A 21,849-nucleotide genomic window follows, 5' to 3' on the forward strand; every position below is an offset into this window, starting at 1 on the left:
ATTGAGCTAATCCGTAATTGGAAAAACTTACTAGAAATAGTAAAAAAATGATATTCGTTAAACCTTTCATGTTGAATTTTATGCCCTATAACGACCCTGTAAGGCGCGTGTTTTTACTTTAGTTCAGGGCATAAAACTAGCACGATTTGGGTTTAGAACCTAGTCGAGATATAAGCAGCTTAAGACACTGCGTTCCTGTTGATCGTCCACAAGTTAAGAGATGAAAGTGGCTATGGAATGCTAACCCAAAACGTGCGGGCGAGCCTCACAAGAGCATTTAAGGACTTCGCAAGGTGAAGTCCAAATGCGCTCTTAAAGTATGTTAACTGCCCTTTTACTTTTTCAAGCAGTCCAGCAAATCGACTTTCAATTGTTTCAGGTCAGTGTCCAATTTATTCCGCTTTACCACAGCGTCTAGTAGGTTAAGCTTTTCCAACATTGAAGATTTTAAAAAGCTCACTTTTTCATTATCTGTTTTTGAGAAGAAATTAGATTCGTCTACAATAATTGGTATTCCAATTGATTTCTCGCTTTTTCTGTATCTCTCAATGTCCTTTAGGTGTTGAAGTTCAACAGGAATTGGGTTCAAATAGAATTGATAAAGGATGAGAATTAAATCTTTGCCATAATCTTTGTGCTTAAGAGATTTAATTCGTTCTGATAATCCATCTGTTCCCCAAATAAAGGTATTGAATATTTCACCACATTGGCTGGCAACTTCAATATCCGCAGGTGAGCTGTCATAATAAGTAGATGGTCCAGATACAAAACATCCTAAAATGTTGTCCATAAGTTTTGCAGATTGTGGCAGTTAACACATCGGTAACAGACACCGAGTGTTTGTTATATTTTATTATTGGGACTAATCTAATGGATTTTTAATCGTATTCATAGCTGTGTTAGCCACGTGTGTGTATATCTCAGTGGTAGTTAGGTTGTTATGTCCCAATAATGTTTGGATACTGCGCAAATCAGTGCCCTGCTCCAGCAAATGAGTGGCAAAAGAGTGCCTTAAGGTATGGGGTTTCACACCTTTTCTAATTCCTGCTTTCAAGCAAGAGCGCTTTAAAATTTTTCGTATCGAAGTGCTGGAATAGGGTCCATAATCAGGTCCTTCAAAAAGGAACTCTTTTGGCTTATGTTTTTTATAATAGCATCTTAAATCTTCCAAAAGATTGTTGCTCAGCAATGTGTAGCGGTCTTTCCCACCTTTGGCACCCTCAATTCTTATCATCATTCTGCTACTATCAATATCTTTAATTTTGAGGTTTAATACTTCACTAATTCGTAAGCCGGCCGAGTAGATGGTACTTAAAATACACCTATGCTTTAAGTTGCTTGTTTGTGTAAGTATTCGCTGAACCTCTTCTTTGGATAACACTTCGGGCAGTTTTTCTCGAGCATTAGGGCGCTCAATATCATAAAATCGATTTGGCATGCCTAATACAATCTCGTAATAAAACTTAATGCTATTTATTATTTGGTTGAGCATAGAGTCTGATCGGCCTAATTTAACCTGATAGGAGAGGTAATCTCTAATCTCATCTTCACCTAATTCTTGAATGTCTTTATCAGGATAATAGTTAATGAAACCTTCAAACATTCCTATATAAATACGAGCCGTGCTGTCGCTGTATTTTTTTAGCTGTAACTTCTGTAAAAACTCTTTCGGGCAGGTTTTATAGCCCTCTGTATACGCTGCTCTGGGTTTATTAAATTTATATTGATACTCTTCTTTTACAGGATTGTGCATGGGCCTGTTTAAATAAAAATACCGGCCATCAATTAGCGCAACACCTTTAAATGTATGGTAAATTAAGTTGAGGTTGGCCGATGTATTGGCCAAATACGCCATAGAGTACGTATTACTCCATTTTATCCCTGGTATTTCCTTTAACAGAGATTGAAGTACCTTATCAGGATAAAACTTGAGCCCAATCTGCCGCTGCTGGTTAATGAGCAAATGCTTTAACGTAATAGACTTTTTATTCATCTTGTTAAAAAATATCGTGTGAAACTCTTGCCTAAATATCACTAAAATAAATTCCATAACTACTTTATTAAATGACTATAAGCGTTTAATAAAATGAATAATAATATACTATATTTGGGTTCGATGTATTCTTATTGGTGGTATGGAGGATAAAATGAAATGTTTACAATGTGGTAAACCAATGTCGGGCAGAATAGATAAAAAATTCTGCGACTACTACTGCAGGAATGCCTATAACAATCAGGTAAAAAGAGATGATGAGCAATTGATAATGAATATCAATAAAGTGCTGCGTAGGAATAGACGAATTTTAAAATCGCTATGCCCTATTGGAAAGGCTACTGTCCGTAAGGCTGAATTGGATAGCCGGGGGTACGATTATCGAACCTTTTCCGGAATTTACAAAACCAATAAAAATCAGGTGTATTACATCTGTTACGATTACGCGTTTAGCCCACTAAAAGAAACAAATAGCTATACGGGTGAAGTTATTGAAAAAGCACTTATTGTTCAGAAACAGCCTTATTTCGATAAGCTTAGTTTAAAAATGTGGTAAGTAATCTTGCTTAAAACCTTTAAGATTTAATGGGTGTTCCAAAAAAGAATGTCATGCCGACTTTGGAGGCATCTTACTCAATTTAGATGCAGGATACTTTTACATTTGCTAAATTAACTTAGGAAGATCCTTCCTTCGTCAGGATGACCCGCAACAAAAAATTACGTCATGCCGACATCAGGAGGCAACTTACTAAGTTGGATTGACCATACTTTTCGGATTCGCTGACCTAACTTAGGAAGGTCCTTCGTGCCTCAGGATGACTCGCAACCAAAAATTACGTCATGCCGACATCAGGAGGCAACTTACTAAGTTGGGTTGACCATGCTTTTCGTATTCGCTGTTCTAACTTAGGAAGGTCCTTCGTGCCTCAGGATGACCCGCAACCAAAAATTACGTCATGCCGACTTCGGAGGCAACTTACTCAGTATGGATGCAGGATACTTTCACATTTTGCTGTACTAACTTAGGAAGATCCTTCCTTCGTCAGGATGACTGTCTAAAGAAGGTATGTCATGCCTACTTTGGAGGCAACTTACTCAATAGGGATGCATGAGACTTTTTAATTTTGCTGAACTAACTTAGGAAGATCCTTCCTTCGTCTGGATGACCCGCTACGAAAAAATACGTCATGCCGACTTCGGAGGCAACTTACTAAGTTGGGTTGTCTAATAATTTGCAATTAGTAGGTTAATTTAGGTAAATACTTAGAAGTACTTGGATGATTTTATATTGATTTTTTTGAATGAATTACTTAGTCTACATAACCACTAACCCTAATAAAACAGTTTTTTATACAGGTATCACCAATGATTTGTATGTCAGAATAAACGAACATTATTGTAATCGAGGTCACCAAAAAACATTTGCAGGAAGATATTATTGCTACAACCTAATTTACTATGAAAGACATCTGAAAGTAGAAGATGCTATAGCAAGGGAAAAGGAAATAAAAGGTTGGAGAAGAGCAAAGAAATTAGCGTTGGTTTATAGTTTTAATCCAGCCATGAATTTCTTAAACAAAACTCTTTAGTTTATTGTCATGACAACCCACTAAAATGGAAGGTCAAGAATGACTGTCTGAAGAAGGTATGTCATGTCGACTTTGGAGGCATCTTACTCAATTTAGATGCAGGATACTTTTACAATTTGCTGAATTAACTTAGGAAGATCCTTCCTTCGTCAGGATGACCCGCTACGAAAAAGTACGTCATGCCGACATCAGGAGGCATCTTACTAAGTTGGGATGCGGCATACTTTTACATTTGCTTAACTAACTTAGGAAGATCCTTCGTGCCTCAGGATGACTGTCTGAAGAAGGTACGTCATGCCGACTTCAGGAGGCAACTTACTAAGTTGGGTTGACCATACTTTTCGGATTCGCTGTTCTAACTTAGGAAGGTCCTTCCTTCGTCAGGATGACCCGCAACAAAAAAGTACGTCATGCCGACTTCGGAGGCAACTTACTCAGTATGGATGCGGGATACTTTTACATTTTCTCTACTAACTTAGGAAGGTCCTTCGTGCCTCAGGATGACCACTAAACGAAGAATGTCATGCCGACATCAGGAGGCAACTTACTAAGTTGGGTTGACGATACTTTGTAATTATGGTGTACTTATTTAGGAAAATCCTTTCAGTATCACCAATTTTTGAGATCATCTAATTAATTAAATCACTTTTTAATGGCTACTTAACTTGCCAATAACAGAATTTAATGCAGCCTTTATCTTATCAATAGCCTCAGTTAAGGCTTTTTCTTTAGAGCTGTTTTTACTTGTAACTAAAACCGGCTGCAGGCCTTTTAACCGAGCCTCGATTTTACACTGAATATCATCGGGGCCACCCTTCGCAGCGTTTTCATCAGAAAGATGCACCTCAATGCGCGTAATTCTTTCGGCAAAGTGTTTGAGCGCTTTATTAACTTTTTCAGACACAAATGCCTCTAGCTTTTCTGTACCCTTTATGTTGTGATCTGTGTTGAATTGTACTTTCATTATCTTAAATTTATTTCCATCATTTAATTTATTCTAATCTACCGCGCCTCACTTTTTGCTGTTATCTACTGTGTCAGAAAATTATATGTCATTAATCATGTTTGTTAGCAGCAACAAATTCTAGCAGTGCAAATAACTGGCATATCAACTGTGGCGATCATGTTTAAATTCTTTATTGCCGATGCAAGCTCTATTAATCATACCGTATTACCAATTACAACAACTCGTTCGCCAGATTAGCTAATTCAGAACGCTCACCTTTTTCAAGGGTTACGTGCGCATAGAGCTCATGGTCTTTCACCCGGTCTATTAAATAGGAAAGGCCGTTACTTTGAGAGTCTAAGTAAGGCGTATCTATCTGGTAAATGTCTCCGGTAAAGATAATCTTTGTATTCTCACCCGCTCGCGTAATAATAGTTTTCACTTCATGTGGTGTTAGGTTCTGCGCCTCGTCCACAATAAAGCAGATGTTGGATAAACTCCTGCCTCGTATATAAGCCAATGGTGTAATAACTAGCTTCTCTTGGTTCACCATTTCTGTAATCTTAGAATACTCTTTATCAGACTCATGGTATTGGTTTTGTATAAACTTTAGGTTGTCCCAAAGTGGCTCCATGTACGGGTTTAATTTAGACTTAATGTCGCCCGGAAGGTAGCCAATGTCTTTGTTACTCAACGGTACAATAGGTCGGGCCAAATATATCTGTTTGAATTCGCGCTTCTGCTCCATAGCAGCTGCCAGTGCAATTAATGTTTTACCCGTACCTGCCACACCTTGCATACTCACCAACTTAATATTCGGGTTCATAATGGCGTGTATCGCAAACGCCTGCTCTGCATTTCTTGGCTTAATGCCATAGACCGAACGTTTCTCAACATGCTCAATAAGCTCCGTGGCCGGATTATAATAGGCCAGGGCCGATTTTTTTCCGCTTTTTAATATGTAATAGCTGTTTTTAGAGGGTTTTTTCCTTCCAAGTATATCTTTAGGAACACAACTGCCCTTTTCATAGAGCTCATTAATTTTCTCAGGATCGGTTTTATCCTCAACGGATTTGCCCGAATAGAGGGAGCTTACATTTTTTACTTTTCCGGTGTTATAATCTTCTGCCGGCAGACCCAATGATTTGGCCTTCAATCGAAGATTGATGTCTTTAGAAACAAGGATAACCTTGCGGCCTTTCATTTCTTCCTGTAACTGCAAAGCAGTATTCAGTATTCGATGATCGGCCTTTTCTTCGTCAAAAACTTTAGTAGCATCTACTTTGCTGTTCTGGTCCATCAGCACTTTAAAGCTGCCCCTGGTTTTTCCGTTTAGCGGATTCCAATCGTGCAGCATCTTGCCATCGGCAAGTTTATTTAACAGTCGAATGAACTCCCGTGCTTCAAAGTTCTTTGTATCGTTTCCTTTTTTAAAGTTGTCCAGCTCTTCTAAAACGGTTATCGGAATACCAATATCATGCTCTGCGAAGTTCATGATAGAGTTGTGTTCGAAAATGATAACTGAAGTGTCTAGAACGAAAACCTTTTTGTCTTTATTCTCCGCTTTTGCCATGCCGGTAGGTTTTAAGTAGTGGTTGAAGTATGGCTAAAATAGACAACTGCTCAATAAGGCAAAAGAAGTTGTGAATTAATTTATAAATTATTTTTCAGCGTATAAATATCCCCTTTTTCGGTGGGTCGAATTGACAGCACATTGGCCAGTACCAGAAGCACTAAAGTTCTGGATGCCATGAAGTTATTTAGGTTGGCCAATTCTTTAAATTCATTTAAACTGATGGATTGACGCTCTTCTAAATAAGCCATGAGTTTTTGCTCTTTATCGCCATAGTTAAAGCGTATGTCTTTGTTCTTCTTTTTACGTTTGATGATTTCGCGCATTTCCCTGCTTGCCTTCACGCTTTTATCTTCATAGCGCACATACACCTGCCCCCACTTACTTGCTCTGTCTTCCTTCACTGCGTGTGGCCGCCTTTTACTTTGTGGAATATAATATACAATAGCCGCAGCTTTTTCGTTGAGCTCTATTTCTTCAATTTCATAATCAAAGGGAGGCTTGCATAGTTCTTCAATGGATTTGTTCAATGCATAGATTTCATCCTCAGGAAATTTAACACCGGGAATCTCGCCATTATCGCTAACACCTATGAGCAAGTGACCACCATTGGTATTGGCAAAGGCCACCAGCTCCCTTACTATTTTTTCAGGGTGAGCCACTTTCCGTTTAAATTCCAAAAAATCTGATTCACCCTGAGCTACTAACTTTCTCAGGTCTCGGTAAGTCATGCCTCAATATTACTGGAAGTTTTCTTCGTCTTCATCACCCTCAGGGCCTGGCATTGTAAACATACTGCTTAGAAGGTCTTTAAACTGCAAACCGCTTGTGAGCTGATGTTTGCTGAGCATGCTGTATTCTGATAGCCCATGCAAGGCAAACTCCATCAAAAATGTTTTTAGGTCTTTATCGGCATGTCCATGTAAATCAGAGACAAGCTCTTTTAAACCCGGTATGCTGTTCAGTGCTTTTTCATACTCCTTACCTTTGAAGTCGTTCAGAATATCCACTGTGTTTTCATTTCCAAACCAATCAGTAATGGCTTTATAAGGATTATTGGCCTTTTGTTTCCTGATTTTATCAGGATCGGGGAAGAACTCAGTAAATTTTGTACGGATGGCTTTGCCAACAAGATTGTGAGCCACAATACCGGGGCCTTCCTGCTCGCCTTCATACACTAATTCCACCTTACCGGTGATGGAGGGGATCACACCATAAAAATCAGAAACCCGAATGTAGGTTTTCTCATTGTTGATGAGCGCCCTGCGTTCTGCAGCACTCATTAGGTTTTCTAATGCTGAAATGGTCAATCGGGCAGATACACCACTTTTAGCATCCACATACTCACTATTTCGGGCTTCAAAGGCTATTTGTTCTATCAGGTCTATGGCTACATCATTCATTGTCACCAATTCCTGCTGTTCTGGCTTTATATCTGCTTCCTGCTCGGTAATTTTTCTACCTATCTCAATCGTTTTTGGATAGTGCGTAATTATCTGGCTGTCGATCCGATCTTTTAAGGGTGTAACAATGCTACCTCTATTAGTATAGTCTTCTGGGTTAGCAGTAAAAACGAATTGTATTTCTAAAGGCATACGTACTTTAAAACCTCTTATTTGAATATCGCCTTCTTGTAAGATGTTGAACAAGGCCACTTGTATTCTTGCTTGTAAATCGGGCAATTCATTAATCACAAATATGCCTCTATGAGAACGAGGTATTAACCCGAAATGTATGACTCGCTCATCAGAGTAGGGGAGTTTCATGGTGGCCGCTTTGATCGGGTCTACATCACCAATAAGGTCAGCAATGGATACATCCGGGGTGGCCAGCTTCTCGGTATATCGTTCATCTCTCGATAGCCAGGCAACAGGTGTATCGTCACCTTTTTCGGCCACTGTATCTTTGCCATATCTTGATATTGGCTGTAACGGATCGTCATTCATCTCGCTGCCTTCAATGATGGGGATGAATTCATCCAGAAGTTTCACCATCATGCGGGCCATACGGGTTTTAGCCTGACCTCTTAAACCAAGAAAGTTTATATCATGCTTTGATAAAATGGCGCGTTCTAAATCTGGTATTACTGATTCTTTATATCCCCAAATTCCTTCAAACACATTTATTTTCTTTTTGAGATTATGGATAAGGTTATCCCTCAGTTCTTGTTTTACTGATTTTGGCACATAACCTGCCTTCTTTAACTCTCCTAAAGTTTTAATTTTTGTATGATTCATAAAGTTAAGCTTAGAACTTTTTGCGTCTGTTTTTTTTGTAATCTTCGAATATCAAATGACCGAGACCCTGCAAACTACTGTAATAGGCATTGCCATCATTTACTTTGGTAAATTCTTTCACGAACTCTTTTAGGTAAGGGTCTGATGCAATCATAAATGTAGTTACCGGTATTCGAAGTTTGCGGCATTGTTTTGCCAGATTTAATGTTCGGTTTAGGATTTTGCTATCTAAACCAAAGCTGTTTTTGTAATACTTAATTCCCACTTTCAGGCAGGTTGGCTTGCCATCGGTAATCATAAAAATTTGCTTATTGGCATTCTTTCTTTTTCTTAATAAGTCGAGCGCCAACTCTAAACCCGCCACTGTATTGGTGTGATATGGGCCAACCTGCAAATATGGAAGGTCTTTAATTTCTATTTGCCAGGCATCATTTCCAAAAACGATGATGTCCAACGTGTCTTTCGGGTACTTTTTAGTGATAAGTTCAGCCAATGCCATGGCTACTTTCTTAGCAGGTGTAATCCGATCTTCGCCATATAAAATCATGGAGTGGGAAATATCGATCATCAGCACGGTGGAGGTTTGCGTCTTATACTCATTCTCCATGATTTCCAGATCTCCTTCTGTCATCATAAAGCTATCCAGGCCGTGATTGATTTGGGCATTTCTTAATGAATCTGTCATAGAGATTTGCTCGAGTGTGTCACCAAATTGGTAGTCACGCTTATCTGTGCTTTGCTCATCACCCAAACCACCATAATTGGTTTTGTGATCACCCCGCTTAGACTTCTTAAGTTTTCCGAAAATTTCTTCTAAGGCACTGCTTCTCATTTTCTGTTCGCTCTTGGCAGTTACTTCAAATTTACCTTCCGGATTTTCATCTGTGATGTACCCTTTGTCCTTTAAATCTTCAATAAAATCTCCAATGCCATAAGCATCACTCGTAAGGTTATATTGCTTGTCTACATTGCTGAGCCAGCTCAGTGCTTCGGATACATCACCGGCAGTGATTACCAACAGCTGCAAGAAAATATCCAAAAGTTTATCGAAATCACTTTTGTTCTCTTTTGGGTTGGGTATGAAATCTGTGAATCTGTGTCCGAGCATAGTAGAAATAACGTAGATAACCAGTACGAATTACTTAACCAAATTAGGCCAATTTCTGTTCAAATGTGCAACTGATAAGATTTAAGCTTTTCAATCACAGATGTATGTTTTACCCCAAACTAGCACCATATTAAGGAAACCTTATTTTTAATTCTGGGTTTTACATGAGTATTACGTTTTACTAACCACTACCTATTAATTAATGAAAAAGTCTATAGTAGCTGTTTTATTTTTTGGTTTTGTCTTCTCATCCTGCGGGTATTATTCTTGTCCTACCTATGCGAAAAAGGAAGAACCAAAAAAGGAGATTAAGGAGATGAAGAATGAAAGGATATAAATAATGTTTAAAAAGTTGAAAAACATTAAATTAATTAAACTACTGGAAGAGCTTTTAGACTACCGTTTGAGGCGATACAGGATCATGCGACACAAACTCAACAAGAAAATCCAAAGTAACTAATTTCAATTTAAGGCATTGTGCGGAACACATAATCCCATAATGGAGAGCTAACACCAAAAGCTTTCTCATTGTCTTTATAATGATGGATTCCATGATGCACCCAAAGTGTTTTAAAGAAATTTTTAGGTGGTTGAAATGCATGCACGATGTAGTGCACGAACAGGTAACTCGCATAACCGGTTAAGAATCCCGGCAGAAAACCAAATACATAATCATCCATAATAAGTCTGAATAAGAACAGCAGTACTGTGGCTATGGTTAAGCTCGCTAAAGGAGGCATGGCCAGTCTATCCTTATCCTTAGGAAACTCATGATGCACCCCGTGCATGATGTACTGCATTTTAGCCCTTGCTTTTGTGTATACCTGCATATGAAACAGGTATCGATGCATTAAATATTCCACCAAGGAAAATGCCAATAGCCCAAAAAGAAAAAGCGCAACCGTTATACCTGTTGATAATTCTGTATTCGTGGTGCTATAATATAGCAGCGCCCCGGAATATAGTAGAAACAATGTAATGGGAATAGAAATATGCGTTCTTGTCAATCGCTCTATCCAGGGATTGTCAGAAAGCTGTTTTGTGCCTTTGTTGTTAGGTTTTATTTCCTTAATACTCATTCTGTTGACCTTTATACTAACAAAAATATACTATGAGTAGATAATTTAATAGTGTAATGCGATAATGTTTATAAGAGTTCGTTTAATTGCATTTTTTTGGTATTAGCTACCACTTTCTCATATAAATTTTCATATAACGGAAGAATTCTGGAAATATCAAATTCTTTGGCTCTGTTTAATGCATTTTTCTTGAACTCCGGCAAATTGGCAGGGTCTAAAATATGAAGCGCATTCTTGGTCATATCTTCCACATCGCCAACATCGCTTAAGAAGCCGGTTTTCCCTTGCACATTCAACTCGGGGATACCACCTGCCTTGGTTGATATAACGGGCACTTCGCAAGCCATGGCTTCCAATGCGGCTAGACCAAAGCTTTCTTTCTCCGATGGCATAATAAATAAGTCAGCAACGGAAAGCACTTCTTCTACCTGCTCGAGTTTGCCCAGGAATCGAATATCATCGCAATCGCCTAATTCTCTGCAAAGTGCTTCAACATGGGTTCTTTCAGGGCCATCACCAACGAGTAAAAGTTTTGCCGGAATAATCTTTCTTACGTTATGAAAGACCTTAACCACATCATCCACACGCTTTACTTTTCTAAAGTTAGAGGTGTGCACTAAGAGTTTCTCATCGTTCGGGCAAATGGCTTTTTTGAAATGTTCTTTTTTCTGCTTTTTAAAGCGCTCTAAGTCAATGAAGTTAGGAATCACCTCAATGTCTTTCGTTATATCAAAGTGCTCGTACGTATCTTTTCGCAAATCTTCAGAAACAGCCGTAACTCCATCAGAAGCATTAATGCTGAAGGTAACAACCGGTTCGTAGGATGCATCTTTGCCTACCAGCGTGATGTCAGTACCATGCAACGTGGTAATAAACGGAATATAGATACCCTGAGAAGCCAATATTTGTTTTGCCATGTACGCTGCCGAGGCATGTGGTATGGCATAATGAACATGTAATAAATCCAGTTTCTCATACTTCACTACATCTACCATTTTGCTGGCGAGTGCTAGCTCGTACGGAGCATATTCAAAAAGCGGGTAATTACGAATGGTGACCTCATGGTAAAACAGGTTTTGATTGAAAAAATCTAACCTGGTTGGTTGTGAGTAGGTAATAAAATGAATCTTATGACCTTCTTTTGCCAGCGCTTTCCCAAGCTCCGTAGCTACAACTCCACTACCACCAAATGTTGGGTAACAAACAATACCTATTTTCATGTGTATATTTTAATTTTCTATGGTCACATGGAATCTTGCATAAAATATCTTTCCCTGAAGGTATTAACTTCAGGCCAGATATTTTTACTATCGATTTCATACTTTATTAGTTACATCTAGCTCCGGGAGATTCCTCATATTTCCAAATAGCCTGATAAATCAAATCCTGAATCCTTGTACGGATATTATTTTTAATAAGTTTTACATTGTCGGCATCTGGATATATACGGTTTGAAAGAAATACATATACCAATTCAAATTCCGGATCGATCCAAACAGCGGTGCCTGTAAAACCCGTATGTCCAAAACTTTTTTTAGACGCATACACAGATGTCGGGCTATTCCATTCTGCTACTACTGGTTTATCCCAGCCAATACCCCTACGGTTGCTTTCATACTGTACAGAGGTAAATCTTGATATTGTACCTTTTTTAAAGTATTCATGCCCGCCATAATAGCCGTCTTGCAAATTCATTTGAGCAAGTTTGGCCAAATCCAGTGCATTACTAAATAGCCCTGCATGCCCTGCTACACCACCTACCAAAGCTGCTCCTTGATCATGTACCATTCCCTTAACAAGACTTTTTCTAAAATAGTTGTCGTTCTCTGTAGGTGCAATCAGGTTTTGAGGAAACTTGCACAGTGGTAAATAGCTCATTGTGCTAAGACCTAAAGGGTCGTAGAAATTTTGTTGAAGAAATTCTTCAATGGGTTGATTCACGGTTTTTTCAATAAGCCTTTGCATAATGTAATAGCCCATGTCACTGTACCTGTAATCGTAGGTGGCGCCAGTATTTTTCTTTCGGAGTTTCGAAGCTTTCACCCATTGCCATACGCTATCTTTAGTAATATTGGAAATATACATACCTTCCGATAGTTGATAGGGATAATTGTCGTCCGGATGATTGCTGTAATAGATGCTGGCATAGGTATCATCCGCTAGTGTTTCCTTCCAGAAAGGAAGATAGGGCCATAGACCTGCCTGATGTGTAAGAATGTCCCGAATGGTCATGTACTCTTTATTAGTGCCCTTAAGATCGTCTAAGTACACCGATACTTTTTTGTCAAGATCTATCACTTGCCTTTCCTCGAGAAACATGATGGCTTGTGTGGTGGCTGCTACTTTAGTAATAGAGGCCAAATCGTAAATACTTTGATTATCAACAGGCTTTAAGCTGTCGTATGTATGGTACCCGAAAGATTTATTGTAGATTACCGATCCTTTGCGCGCTACAATGATTTGACACCCCGGTGTTGCTTTGCTTTGAATGGCTTCACGAGCTATCTTATCAATTTTCGACAGAGCAAAACCGTCAACACTGGCTTGTTCGGGGGTTTTAAATGCCAGCCTACTTATCGGGTTTAATTCTTTCCCAGCCCCCTGTTGAAGTTTATCACTTAATGTAATTGGTAGTTGACCATCGGAATGTGCAGCACCAAATATACTTTGCGGAACGAATTTGCCGATTAAATTATCAGTAGTGTAATAGATAAGCTTGGTTATGTCTGAATTAAATAAGGGTAATTCGGGCCTAACGGCACTACACAGAATTACTTTTTTAGGATCCAATGAGTTGATCAATTCAATCCATTTTGTGTCTGTAGAATCTGCAAATAATCCAATGATTATTTTATCGAATAGTGGCAATGTCTCAGACAATTTAGGCACTGAAAAACTATCGTTATAATGGCTGAAAATTGAATAATTGCTCAGGTAGCTTTGAAAATAGGGATTTGCCCCAAGCGTAAGCGAAGCAAAATTCTGGTCTTCTAATACGGTTACCGGCAGGATCGCTTTCCCAGGATAGTAGGTTACAGATTCCTGCAAGGCAGATTCGTAGGCAGATAATGCACAGGCATTTTTAATACGTGCTGTAATATTGGCCTCTGAACGGATACCCGAATTTGTTTGTACCAGATCATATTTATAGGCAAGCAGTTTTTTTACTTTTCCCTCTACGGCATTTAAAGGGATATCACCTTTTCTAATCAGTTTTTTAATTTGTTTGATGGTGCTGTTTATATTGGTGGATACAATTAAATCACTACCAAAAAGTACTGTTTGTGCTTCTGTTTTTCCTGGTCTGTATTTATCGATTTTATCTAGTTCTTCAGCAAGTATAAAACCATTGAAATTTAAATTTTTCCGCAGGTATTCATACGTATTTTTTGAAGAAGCTGAAGCATTTTTCTGATCGATGGATGAATATTTTTCGTTTAAGGAAACAAAGTTTGTCCCATTGGTAAAAGAATACCGATATGCATTAAGGTAGGTATCGAGCTCCTTTTTCGTGATTTTTCCATTGACGGATGGGAACGCAGCCTTGCCCAATGCTACTTTTTTTAACCTGGCTTCACTCATCATCAATGAATCTATGGTTTGAATATTTCCTAGCTGAAGGGTTGAAATCTGAGCAGTGTTTTGTGTATTAAACAATGTACCAAATGACTGCAGGCCTACATTAATGCCGAGCATATCCAATTGGTTGGCTAGTGCAGAGGCATTATCAATGATAAACCCTTTGTCTTGAATTGCATTTAGAGTGAGCATATTGGCCAAAGGCTGGGTGTTCTCAATGTAATCACTAAGCCCATTGTTAAGATGGGCGAAGGAGAGTAGCGGTAGTGTTGAATGTGAACGAAGCTCATTATTAAGTTGGATCACATTTTTTGGATTACCTGATGTAATCATAAAACCACCTAGTGTGTATCGGTCTATGGTATTAAGTATGGCATTTCTGTGTTCGTTATTGCCATGCCCATTAGCCGGAAAAACCATGAGCTGACCAAGGCGCTGATCGAGCGTGAGCGAAGCATAAACACTATCCACCCATTGTGACTTTTCAGTTTGAGCATGAATTAGTAGTGTAGTAAAGAGTAGTAAAAAAGTCAGATAAACTTTTCTAATCATGCGGTCGTTATTTTTACAGATTGCAGGTATTTATGAGTAGTTTTGTAATACTACGAAGTTAAACGAATAATCAGCAAGGATGAAGATTCCTTCTCTATTTAGAACACCAAGATATCAAAGATTTAACATTGAACCGCGGTATTACGATCCGGTTAAAGAAGAGGTGGATGAACGCACCGAACGAATTAAGCGTGAACTACGAGCCAAAGGTGAAGGGGATGTTGATTATCGCTCTTCACGCATTGCCGGGGCTTTTAAAAAAGGCCGATCTGGTGCATCTGGTTCTGCTACGTTTACTCAGCTTATCATAATGATGTTACTGGCCTTTGCTGTATTTGGCTACATATATCTTGGAAATATTGCCCTATACATATTCGCCACTGCCGCTTCCCTTCTGTTATACCTAAAAATGAGGCGTATTATTTAAGGATGCCAGATATAATTAAGTTACTTCCAGATTCTTTAGCTAACCAAATTGCTGCTGGCGAAGTGGTGCAACGTCCTGCGTCTGCGGTAAAAGAGTTACTGGAAAATGCGGTAGATGCGGAGGCTGGTTTTATCAAACTTATAGTTAAGGAAGCAGGCAAGGTGCTTATTCAGGTAATTGATGATGGTAAAGGTATGACAGAGACGGACGCCCGGATGAGCCTGGAGCGCCATGCAACTTCCAAAATTAGAAAGAGTGAAGATTTGTTCTCAATACGCACAATGGGCTTTAGAGGCGAGGCATTGGCTTCGATGGCTGCTGTTGCACAATTGGAAATTAAAACAAAGCAGGAAGGACAAGAGCTAGGTTCCCTCATTTTGGTAGAGGCTTCTGAAGTTAAGAAACAGGAAGCAACGGCATGTGAGAAGGGCACTTCTATTTGCGTTAAAAATCTATTTTATAATGTTCCAGCCCGCAGGAATTTTCTCAAATCGAATGGGGTGGAAATGAAACATATTGTAGAGGAATTTCAGCGAGTGGCCCTGGCAAACCCTCAAATTGGGTTTAGTCTCCATCAGAATGATATGGAGACTTACAATTTGCCAGCCGGCAAATTGAGCCAGCGCATAGTGCACCTTTTCGGTAAAAATTACCAGCAGCAACTGGTGGCCTGCGAAGAAAGTATCGACCATATTCAAATTAAAGGTTATGTGGGCAAGCCTGATTTTGCGAAGAAAACCCGTGGCGAACAGTTTTTCTTTGTGAACAATCGGTTTATAAAGAGCAGCTATTTAAATCACGCAGTAACGAATGCCTTTCAGGGATTGATTTCTGAGAATAGCTTTCCATTTTATGTGTTGTTTATTTCTATCGATCCTAAGCATATAGATATTAATGTTCATCCGACCAAAACAGAAATAAAGTTTGATGATGAGCGAACAGCTTATGCAGTGGTGCGAGCGGCTGTAAGGCAGGCATTGGCTACACATAATATTACACCCGCATTAGACTTTAGCGCAGATATAAATATAGGACATAAAATAGCGGCACAGCGAGAAAGTATAAAAGACAAAAATTATACACAATTTAGAACTACCTCTTCAAGAGAGCAATCTAACCTGGATAATTGGGACAGGCTTTTTGATGAGAACAGTGGCAAGATTTCCATGAGTCAGTTGGATGAATCTGAGAATGAGGAGATGACGATCACCTTCGGTAGTCAGATGAATGATGAACCAAGGGAGCAGACACAGCAAATAGAATCTACCATCTTTCAATTACACAACAAATACATTGTTAGCCAGGTAAAATCAGGCATGATGGTTATTGACCAACAAAGTGCCCACGAACGCATTTTATTTGAAAAATATCTCGATTCACTATCCAATGGTTCCGCTGCTTCACAGCAGTCGTTGTTTCCACAGGCCATTTCTTTAAACCCTTCTGACTTCAGTCTCGTAATGGAGATGGAGGAGGAGATTGCTGCGCTGGGTTTTGATATAGAACCCTTCGGAAAAAGTGATATTTTAATAAAAGGATTGCCTGTAGATTTGACATCCGGTAACGAAAAGGAAATCTTTGAAGGCTTGTTAGATCAGTTTAAAAAGAATGTTGAGCTTTCGATGCCTAAAAATGAAAATTTGGCGAGGTCATTAGCAAAACGAACGAGCCTGAAATCAGGAGTGAGGTTAACAGAAGTGGAAATGGAGCGTTTAATAGATCAGCTCTTTGGATGTGGTAATCCTAATTATGCTCCGAATGGTAGAAAAACCTACCATATTTTAGATTTAAATGCGATTGAAAACTTATTTGTATAGCAGATGATGAGACTTACACCAGTAGTAAAAAATCTACTGATAATTAATGTTGTTTTTTTTCTGATTCAAAACCTGTTCACAGGCCTTCACTTTACAGAGATGGTCTCTTTATGGAAGTTCGGGTCAGTGAATTTCGCACCGTACCAGTTCTTTACGTACATGTTTGCCCATGGAGGCTTAATGCACATACTTTTTAACATGTTGGGCTTAGTTTTTCTAGGCCCTCTGTTAGAGCAGTTTTGGGGGCCGAAACGTTTTATGATTTTTTATTTGGTAACAGGAATTGGAGCAGGTATTTTATATAATGGAATTGAATATGTGCAACTTTCCAATATTAAGAATCAGGTAGAGGAATATGTGATTAATCCCGATCCGGAATCATTTAATGCCCTGATTGTTGAAAACATAGAATCAGCGAACCCCGAAATTTATAATTTCATTGAGTTGTATGCACAAAATCCGGATAGCGAGCAGTTAGAGGAAAGAAGTAAGGCGTATGCACGTAAATTGTATAATGAAAAACACAATTACGGATCAATGCTTGGAGCATCAGGAGCTATTTATGGAATATTAATGGCCTTTGGTTTGTTATTCCCTAATACAGAACTTATGCTGTTGTTTCCGCCCATACCTATTAAGGCTAAATATTTAGTGTTGATTTTGGGTGCAATAGCGTTATATTCAGGATTAAATAGAGAGAGTGGGGATGTTACAGCCCATTTTGCGCATTTAGGTGGGATGATTTTTGCCTTTATTATGATCCAGTTTTGGAAGAATGACCGCAACCGTTTTTATTGATAGAAGATGTACGGAAGTATAAAAGACGATTTTAAAAATGCCTTTAACAGGCCTAACAGCTCACACACGCAGCTGATTATTATCAATGTGGTGGTGTTTTTGTTTTTGGCTGTTTTAAATGTGCTATCTGCCTTATTCGGATTTGAGGGGGTATTTGTTTTTGTTTACGAGCAGTTTAGTATACCGCCAGTATTTACTGAATTTTTAACCCGACCCTGGACTCTCATAACCTATGCTTTTGCGCATAGCCTGAGTGATATATTCCATATTCTTTTCAACATGCTGGTATTTTACTGGTTTGCCAGATTGATTATTGAGTACCTCGGCAGTGATCGAGTAATTATTCTGTATGTGTTGGGTGCCTTGGCGGGGAGTTTAGCTTATTTAATGGTTTATAATTTAGTGCCTTTCTATATTGAGCGATCAGGATTCTCTGGCATGGTGGGTGCATCTGCAGCAGTGTATGCTGTGGTGGTGGCAGCCGCTACATTATTACCTAATTACACTTTTCATTTGATTTTTATAGGGCCAGTCCGAATTAAATATATTGCAGGTTTCTACATTGTGTTATCATTCCTTGGATCTACAGGAGGAAATGCCGGAGGGAATATCGCCCATTTAGGTGGAGCATTAATTGGTTACCTGCATATTGTAAGCCTCCAAAAAGGCACAGACTGGGGGTTATGGATAATATCCACCATGAATTTCTTCAAAAGCTTTTTTGTGAGCTCACCAAAAATTAAAGTAACTCACAGAAGAACGGATTCAGGCACTTCAGGTAAATCTACTTCAAGGCCAACGATGACTAAATCAAAGTCGACCACCAGCCAGGATGAGATCGATGCCATACTGGATAAAATCTCTGAGAAAGGCTATGAAAGCCTTACAAAGGAAGAAAAGCAGAAGCTATTTAATGCGAGTAAGTGACACAGCTAGAGCAAGTCTATGACTTGGGCTAATAAATGAAATTGAGAGTCTGTGACTCGGTTAGTTTTCTATCAAAGCAAATAAGTTACAAATCCTTGAGGTTATTAGAAAGGCACAAGTTGCAAACTTGCGCCAGCCAAGGCAATCATCATTATTCAAATCAACATTAAACAATTTCTTTTACAAATCGTATAGAAATAAATATATTTGTTTTACAATTTATATATAAATAGAAATGTCAAATATTTATTTAGGTGAATTTGAAGAGTTAATGCTTACCATGGTGGGCATCTTAAAGGAGGCAGCTTATGGAAATGCAATAGTAGAGGAGGTAAAGACTCAGCTGGAAAGAAAAGTAAATCTCAGTGCTGTTCACGTAACTCTTTATCGCTTAGAGGATAAGGGACTTTTGAAATCATTTATGGGTGGAGCTACCAATGAAAGAGGAGGGAGAAGAAAACGTTACTTTGAATTGACATCTGCAGGCATTAAAGTGCTACAGTCGCTGCAGGAGCAGCGAATGAAGCTTTGGAAACTAGTGCCTGAATTAAAATTCAGTATCTAATGCATCAGCCTCCCAAATACATGCAATCACTTCTGGAAAGGCTATGTCCTGAATACCTATGGGAAGGTATAGCCGGTGATTTGGAGGAGCAATTTTATTACGACATAGAAGAATTAGGCTACAAGAAAGCCAGGCAAAACTATTTCTGGAACGCGGTCAAATTTATACGTCCGGGAATACTTATGCGCAACAAGTTCAAACTCAGAATAAACAACACAATTATGATTTCTAATTACTTTAAAATTGCGGGCCGCCATATGGCTCGCAGAAAACTTTTTACATTTATTAATGCCTTTGGTTTAAGTATAGGGCTAGCTTTTGCACTCCTTATCTATTTGTATATTCAGGATGAACACAGTTTCGATGAGTTTCATGTAAATAAGGATAGAATTTATCGTGTAGAGGAATATGCGTACCGAGCCTGGGACCCCGATCCAGAAAATCCTTATATACAATCACCCTGGCTGCAAACTCCATTTGCTCCCACAGTTAAGGAAGAATTGGCAGAAGTGGAATTTGCTGCAAGATTTGACACTGGTGAAGAGTATGTTGTAAAAAGTGGTAAAAAGATTTTTACCGAGCCTATCACATTTACAGATCCGGACTTTTTTAAAATGTTCTCTTTTTCTGTCATTTCAGGGAACAAAAATGAGTTTTTGAAGGAGAAGCATCACGCTATTATTACGGAAGCTATGGCCAAAAAGTATTTTAATGATGTTGATCCTTTAGGTGCTACTTTACAAATTGATATTGATGGAGAAAAGGAATTTGAAGTTATAGGAGTTATGCAAAACCCACCTGCGAATTCAAGTCTATATTTTGATATTCTGGTTAATCAAACGCATAGGTTTAATTATGAACGTTCATTGGCCAATTGGTCAAGTTTTAATACCCCCACTTTTGTCCAGCTTAGAAAAGGGGCAGATTATGCTCAGTTCTTCGATAATTTACAAGGCATTCGAGATAAGTATATGTCTGAGCGACTAGCCAGAAGTAAAGAGCGCTATTCCATTCCTGATGATGTGATACAATTTGAATACCATACTACCAGGCTGGATAATGTTCATCTCAATAATGCTATGTATTGGCACAAAGTGAGTGACCCGCAGTACTCCTATATTCTGGGTGTATTGGCCTTATTGATTATCATTATAGCTGCCATCAATTACATTTCATTGGCGTTAACAACATCTACTCTGAGAAGTACTGAAGTAGGTGTTCGTAAATCTATTGGCGCCAGTAAGAATCAGCTTATAAGTCAGTTTGCTGTGGAATCGGTAGTGCTGGTATTCATTTCTTTGATTTTAGGAGTGATTCTAATGTATTTATTCCTTCCCACCTTTAATGATTTTACTGGCAAAGAAATAAAGCTGAATTATCTCAACTTATTGGAAATAGTTGGTTTTGCAATAGTTATTTCATTATCCATTGGACTGATGGCAGGAGCATACCCGGCTTTCTTTTTATCATCATTTAGTCCAACCAAAGTGTTAAAAGGAGGGAGTTCAACCAAAGTAAGGGCGGGAGTCGCCAGACCGTTGGTGTTGTTACAATTCACACTATCTACCACATTGTTAATTTCTGCCTTTGTGATGTACCAGCAGATGAAATACATCACAACAAAAGACCTTGGATTTAATAAAGATCAGGTATTGGTGGTGCCCATTCAGTTAGGCTGGACTGAAGAGGCCAATCTGGCGGTGGAAAGAGTGCGAAATAATCTACAAAATGAACCAAATATTGTAAGTGTTTCGGGCACAACATCATCTTTTAACAGAGGCTGGTCAAGATATGGGTATGAAATAGATGGTGAAAATAAAAAGGCCTATGTATGGGCAGTTGACCCTAGTTACATGGATGCAATGGGAATAGAATTACTTGAGGGTAGGAATTTCAGTCCATCAATACCATCTGATACAACAGCTCTTATTGTAAATGAAGCTCTTGTGAAGGATATGGGTTGGGAAAATCCATTAGAGGAATATCTGAATTGGAGAGAAGATACGGCCAGCCTGGGTTATAAAGTGATTGGTGTTGTAAAAGACTATCACTTCAGATCTTTAGAATCTGAAATTGAGCCTATGTTTTTGTCTATGGATAAAAATGAAGTAGGGTATTACACGACTCTGCTCATCAAGTTAAAAGCAGGAAGTTTACCAACTGCATTAGAAAGAGTAGAAAAGGCATTTAATGAGTCGATTGCAGATAAGCCCTTTGAGTATACTTTTCTTGATGACGATATACAGGCTCAGTATGCATCTTTTGAGCGCTGGATGAATATCATGGGCTTCTCTACACTATTTGCACTGTTAATCTCCGGACTCGGGCTTTTTGGACTTGCTGGTATTAATGCTATTAACAGAACGAAAGAAATTGGAATAAGAAAGGTTTTTGGTGCCCCTGTTTCAGCCATATTTATACTGATTAATAAGCAGTTTGTATTTATGGCCTTGATAGCCTTTATTATCGCTGCTCCGTTAGCCAGTTTTCTAATGAACAATTGGTGGCTGGAAGATTTTAAATTTAAAATTGAAATGGGCTGGTCTGTATATGTACTTTCCTTTTTAATTGGATTGACTGTGGCTCTTTTAACCGTTACTTATCATGGGATTCGGGCGGCAAGGCTAAATCCATCGAACACTTTGAGGTATGAGTAATA

19 protein-coding genes are annotated in these 21,849 nt (G+C 38.7%); 9 read left to right on the forward strand and 10 right to left on the reverse strand.

Annotated features, from left to right (window positions below):
- Window positions 1-334: 334 nt before the first annotated feature.
- Window positions 335-790, reverse strand: a complete 456-nt coding sequence (locus RLO81_RS12805) for an Imm44 family immunity protein (protein WP_350112128.1) — start codon at window positions 788-790, stop codon at window positions 335-337.
- 72 nt (window positions 791-862) lie between these two features.
- On the reverse strand, window positions 863-1,993 hold the full coding sequence (xerA, locus tag RLO81_RS12810; RefSeq protein ID WP_350112131.1) for a site-specific tyrosine recombinase/integron integrase: 1,131 nt from the start codon (window positions 1,991-1,993) through the stop codon (window positions 863-865).
- A 181-nt stretch (window positions 1,994-2,174) separates the two neighbouring features.
- Between xerA and RLO81_RS12815 the strand changes: the two genes are divergently transcribed.
- Both RLO81_RS12815 and RLO81_RS12820 read left to right on the forward strand, forming a co-directional pair.
- Window positions 2,175-2,549 (forward strand): hypothetical protein, encoded by a 375-nt coding sequence (locus RLO81_RS12815; RefSeq protein WP_350112134.1) that lies wholly within the window; start codon window positions 2,175-2,177, stop codon window positions 2,547-2,549.
- A gap of 745 nt (window positions 2,550-3,294) precedes the next feature.
- Window positions 3,295-3,582: a GIY-YIG nuclease family protein gene (locus RLO81_RS12820; protein WP_350112136.1), complete on the forward strand. Its 288-nt coding sequence runs from the start codon at window positions 3,295-3,297 to the stop codon at window positions 3,580-3,582.
- A 649-nt stretch (window positions 3,583-4,231) separates the two neighbouring features.
- Here RLO81_RS12820 and RLO81_RS12825 read toward each other — a convergent pair.
- The 5 genes from RLO81_RS12825 to RLO81_RS12845 form a co-directional block, all read right to left on the reverse strand.
- A complete protein-coding gene (locus tag RLO81_RS12825) occupies window positions 4,232-4,546 on the reverse strand; it encodes an HPF/RaiA family ribosome-associated protein (protein ID WP_350112139.1) in 315 nt (104 codons plus the stop codon).
- Window positions 4,547-4,760: 214 nt separating this feature from the next.
- On the reverse strand, window positions 4,761-6,101 hold the full coding sequence (locus RLO81_RS12830) for a PhoH family protein (RefSeq protein ID WP_350112142.1): 1,341 nt from the start codon (window positions 6,099-6,101) through the stop codon (window positions 4,761-4,763).
- Window positions 6,102-6,181: 80 nt separating this feature from the next.
- The gene (locus RLO81_RS12835; RefSeq protein ID WP_350112144.1) at window positions 6,182-6,832 is read right to left on the reverse strand and encodes an AlbA family DNA-binding domain-containing protein; all 651 of its coding nucleotides are present in this window, start codon (window positions 6,830-6,832) and stop codon (window positions 6,182-6,184) included.
- A 9-nt stretch (window positions 6,833-6,841) separates the two neighbouring features.
- Window positions 6,842-8,338 (reverse strand): P-loop NTPase family protein, encoded by a 1,497-nt coding sequence (locus tag RLO81_RS12840; protein WP_350112146.1) that lies wholly within the window; start codon window positions 8,336-8,338, stop codon window positions 6,842-6,844.
- A 10-nt stretch (window positions 8,339-8,348) separates the two neighbouring features.
- A complete protein-coding gene (locus tag RLO81_RS12845; RefSeq protein WP_350112149.1) occupies window positions 8,349-9,446 on the reverse strand; it encodes a vWA domain-containing protein in 1,098 nt (365 codons plus the stop codon).
- A gap of 202 nt (window positions 9,447-9,648) precedes the next feature.
- Between RLO81_RS12845 and RLO81_RS12850 the strand changes: the two genes are divergently transcribed.
- Complete coding sequence (locus RLO81_RS12850) at window positions 9,649-9,783, forward strand: hypothetical protein (protein WP_350112152.1); 135 nt, start codon at window positions 9,649-9,651, stop codon at window positions 9,781-9,783.
- Window positions 9,784-9,913: 130 nt separating this feature from the next.
- Here RLO81_RS12850 and RLO81_RS12855 read toward each other — a convergent pair whose 3' ends face one another.
- The 3 genes from RLO81_RS12855 to RLO81_RS12865 form a co-directional block, all read right to left on the reverse strand.
- Window positions 9,914-10,525: a sterol desaturase family protein gene (locus RLO81_RS12855; protein WP_350112155.1), complete on the reverse strand. Its 612-nt coding sequence runs from the start codon at window positions 10,523-10,525 to the stop codon at window positions 9,914-9,916.
- A gap of 68 nt (window positions 10,526-10,593) precedes the next feature.
- Window positions 10,594-11,745, reverse strand: a complete 1,152-nt coding sequence (gene bshA, locus RLO81_RS12860) for an N-acetyl-alpha-D-glucosaminyl L-malate synthase BshA (protein ID WP_350112158.1) — start codon at window positions 11,743-11,745, stop codon at window positions 10,594-10,596.
- Window positions 11,746-11,851: 106 nt separating this feature from the next.
- Complete coding sequence (locus RLO81_RS12865) at window positions 11,852-14,656, reverse strand: serine hydrolase (protein ID WP_350112161.1); 2,805 nt, start codon at window positions 14,654-14,656, stop codon at window positions 11,852-11,854.
- Between the two features lie 79 nt (window positions 14,657-14,735).
- Here RLO81_RS12865 and RLO81_RS12870 point away from each other — a divergent pair, with 79 nt between their 5' ends.
- From RLO81_RS12870 to RLO81_RS12895, 6 genes are all read left to right on the forward strand, one after another.
- Window positions 14,736-15,083, forward strand: a complete 348-nt coding sequence (locus RLO81_RS12870; RefSeq protein WP_350112164.1) for a hypothetical protein — start codon at window positions 14,736-14,738, stop codon at window positions 15,081-15,083.
- Window positions 15,084-15,085: 2 nt separating this feature from the next.
- A complete protein-coding gene (gene mutL, locus RLO81_RS12875; RefSeq protein ID WP_350112167.1) occupies window positions 15,086-16,900 on the forward strand; it encodes a DNA mismatch repair endonuclease MutL in 1,815 nt (604 codons plus the stop codon).
- A gap of 3 nt (window positions 16,901-16,903) precedes the next feature.
- Window positions 16,904-17,698 carry a rhomboid family intramembrane serine protease gene (locus RLO81_RS12880; protein WP_350112170.1) on the forward strand — a complete coding sequence of 265 codons (795 nt, stop codon included), beginning with the start codon at window positions 16,904-16,906 and terminating at the stop codon, window positions 17,696-17,698.
- 6 nt (window positions 17,699-17,704) lie between these two features.
- The gene (locus RLO81_RS12885; RefSeq protein ID WP_350112173.1) at window positions 17,705-18,625 is read left to right on the forward strand and encodes a rhomboid family intramembrane serine protease; all 921 of its coding nucleotides are present in this window, start codon (window positions 17,705-17,707) and stop codon (window positions 18,623-18,625) included.
- Window positions 18,626-18,860: 235 nt separating this feature from the next.
- On the forward strand, window positions 18,861-19,190 hold the full coding sequence (locus RLO81_RS12890) for a PadR family transcriptional regulator (protein WP_350112175.1): 330 nt from the start codon (window positions 18,861-18,863) through the stop codon (window positions 19,188-19,190).
- The gene (locus tag RLO81_RS12895; RefSeq protein WP_350112178.1) at window positions 19,190-21,847 is read left to right on the forward strand and encodes an ABC transporter permease; all 2,658 of its coding nucleotides are present in this window, start codon (window positions 19,190-19,192) and stop codon (window positions 21,845-21,847) included. The genes RLO81_RS12890 and RLO81_RS12895 overlap by 1 nt, the downstream gene beginning before the upstream one ends.
- The last annotated feature ends 2 nt before the right edge of the window (window positions 21,848-21,849 follow it).

This window comes from Fulvivirga sp. (assembly GCF_040220315.1).
Classification (GTDB): Bacteria; Bacteroidota; Bacteroidia; order Cytophagales; family Cyclobacteriaceae; genus Fulvivirga.

What these genes read in the sequence shown, in the direction of transcription:
- RLO81_RS12815 (WP_350112134.1), top strand. Translation starts at nt 2,175, where the DNA reads ATGTCGGGCAGAATAGATAAAAAATTCTGCGACTACTACTGCAGGAAT.
- mutL (WP_350112167.1), top strand. Translation starts at nt 15,086, where the DNA reads ATGCCAGATATAATTAAGTTACTTCCAGATTCTTTAGCTAACCAAATT.
- RLO81_RS12840 (WP_350112146.1), bottom strand. Translation starts at nt 8,338, where the DNA reads ATGAATCATACAAAAATTAAAACTTTAGGAGAGTTAAAGAAGGCAGGT.
- bshA (WP_350112158.1), bottom strand. Translation starts at nt 11,745, where the DNA reads ATGAAAATAGGTATTGTTTGTTACCCAACATTTGGTGGTAGTGGAGTT.
- RLO81_RS12805 (WP_350112128.1), bottom strand. Translation starts at nt 790, where the DNA reads ATGGACAACATTTTAGGATGTTTTGTATCTGGACCATCTACTTATTAT.
- RLO81_RS12825 (WP_350112139.1), bottom strand. Translation starts at nt 4,546, where the DNA reads ATGAAAGTACAATTCAACACAGATCACAACATAAAGGGTACAGAAAAG.
- RLO81_RS12880 (WP_350112170.1), top strand. Translation starts at nt 16,904, where the DNA reads ATGATGAGACTTACACCAGTAGTAAAAAATCTACTGATAATTAATGTT.
- RLO81_RS12870 (WP_350112164.1), top strand. Translation starts at nt 14,736, where the DNA reads ATGAAGATTCCTTCTCTATTTAGAACACCAAGATATCAAAGATTTAAC.
- RLO81_RS12845 (WP_350112149.1), bottom strand. Translation starts at nt 9,446, where the DNA reads ATGCTCGGACACAGATTCACAGATTTCATACCCAACCCAAAAGAGAAC.
- RLO81_RS12885 (WP_350112173.1), top strand. Translation starts at nt 17,705, where the DNA reads ATGTACGGAAGTATAAAAGACGATTTTAAAAATGCCTTTAACAGGCCT.
- RLO81_RS12890 (WP_350112175.1), top strand. Translation starts at nt 18,861, where the DNA reads ATGTCAAATATTTATTTAGGTGAATTTGAAGAGTTAATGCTTACCATG.
- RLO81_RS12855 (WP_350112155.1), bottom strand. Translation starts at nt 10,525, where the DNA reads ATGAGTATTAAGGAAATAAAACCTAACAACAAAGGCACAAAACAGCTT.
- RLO81_RS12820 (WP_350112136.1), top strand. Translation starts at nt 3,295, where the DNA reads ATGAATTACTTAGTCTACATAACCACTAACCCTAATAAAACAGTTTTT.
- RLO81_RS12830 (WP_350112142.1), bottom strand. Translation starts at nt 6,101, where the DNA reads ATGGCAAAAGCGGAGAATAAAGACAAAAAGGTTTTCGTTCTAGACACT.
- RLO81_RS12865 (WP_350112161.1), bottom strand. Translation starts at nt 14,656, where the DNA reads ATGATTAGAAAAGTTTATCTGACTTTTTTACTACTCTTTACTACACTA.
- RLO81_RS12850 (WP_350112152.1), top strand. Translation starts at nt 9,649, where the DNA reads ATGAAAAAGTCTATAGTAGCTGTTTTATTTTTTGGTTTTGTCTTCTCA.
- RLO81_RS12835 (WP_350112144.1), bottom strand. Translation starts at nt 6,832, where the DNA reads ATGACTTACCGAGACCTGAGAAAGTTAGTAGCTCAGGGTGAATCAGAT.
- xerA (WP_350112131.1), bottom strand. Translation starts at nt 1,993, where the DNA reads ATGAATAAAAAGTCTATTACGTTAAAGCATTTGCTCATTAACCAGCAG.
- RLO81_RS12895 (WP_350112178.1), top strand. Translation starts at nt 19,190, where the DNA reads ATGCATCAGCCTCCCAAATACATGCAATCACTTCTGGAAAGGCTATGT.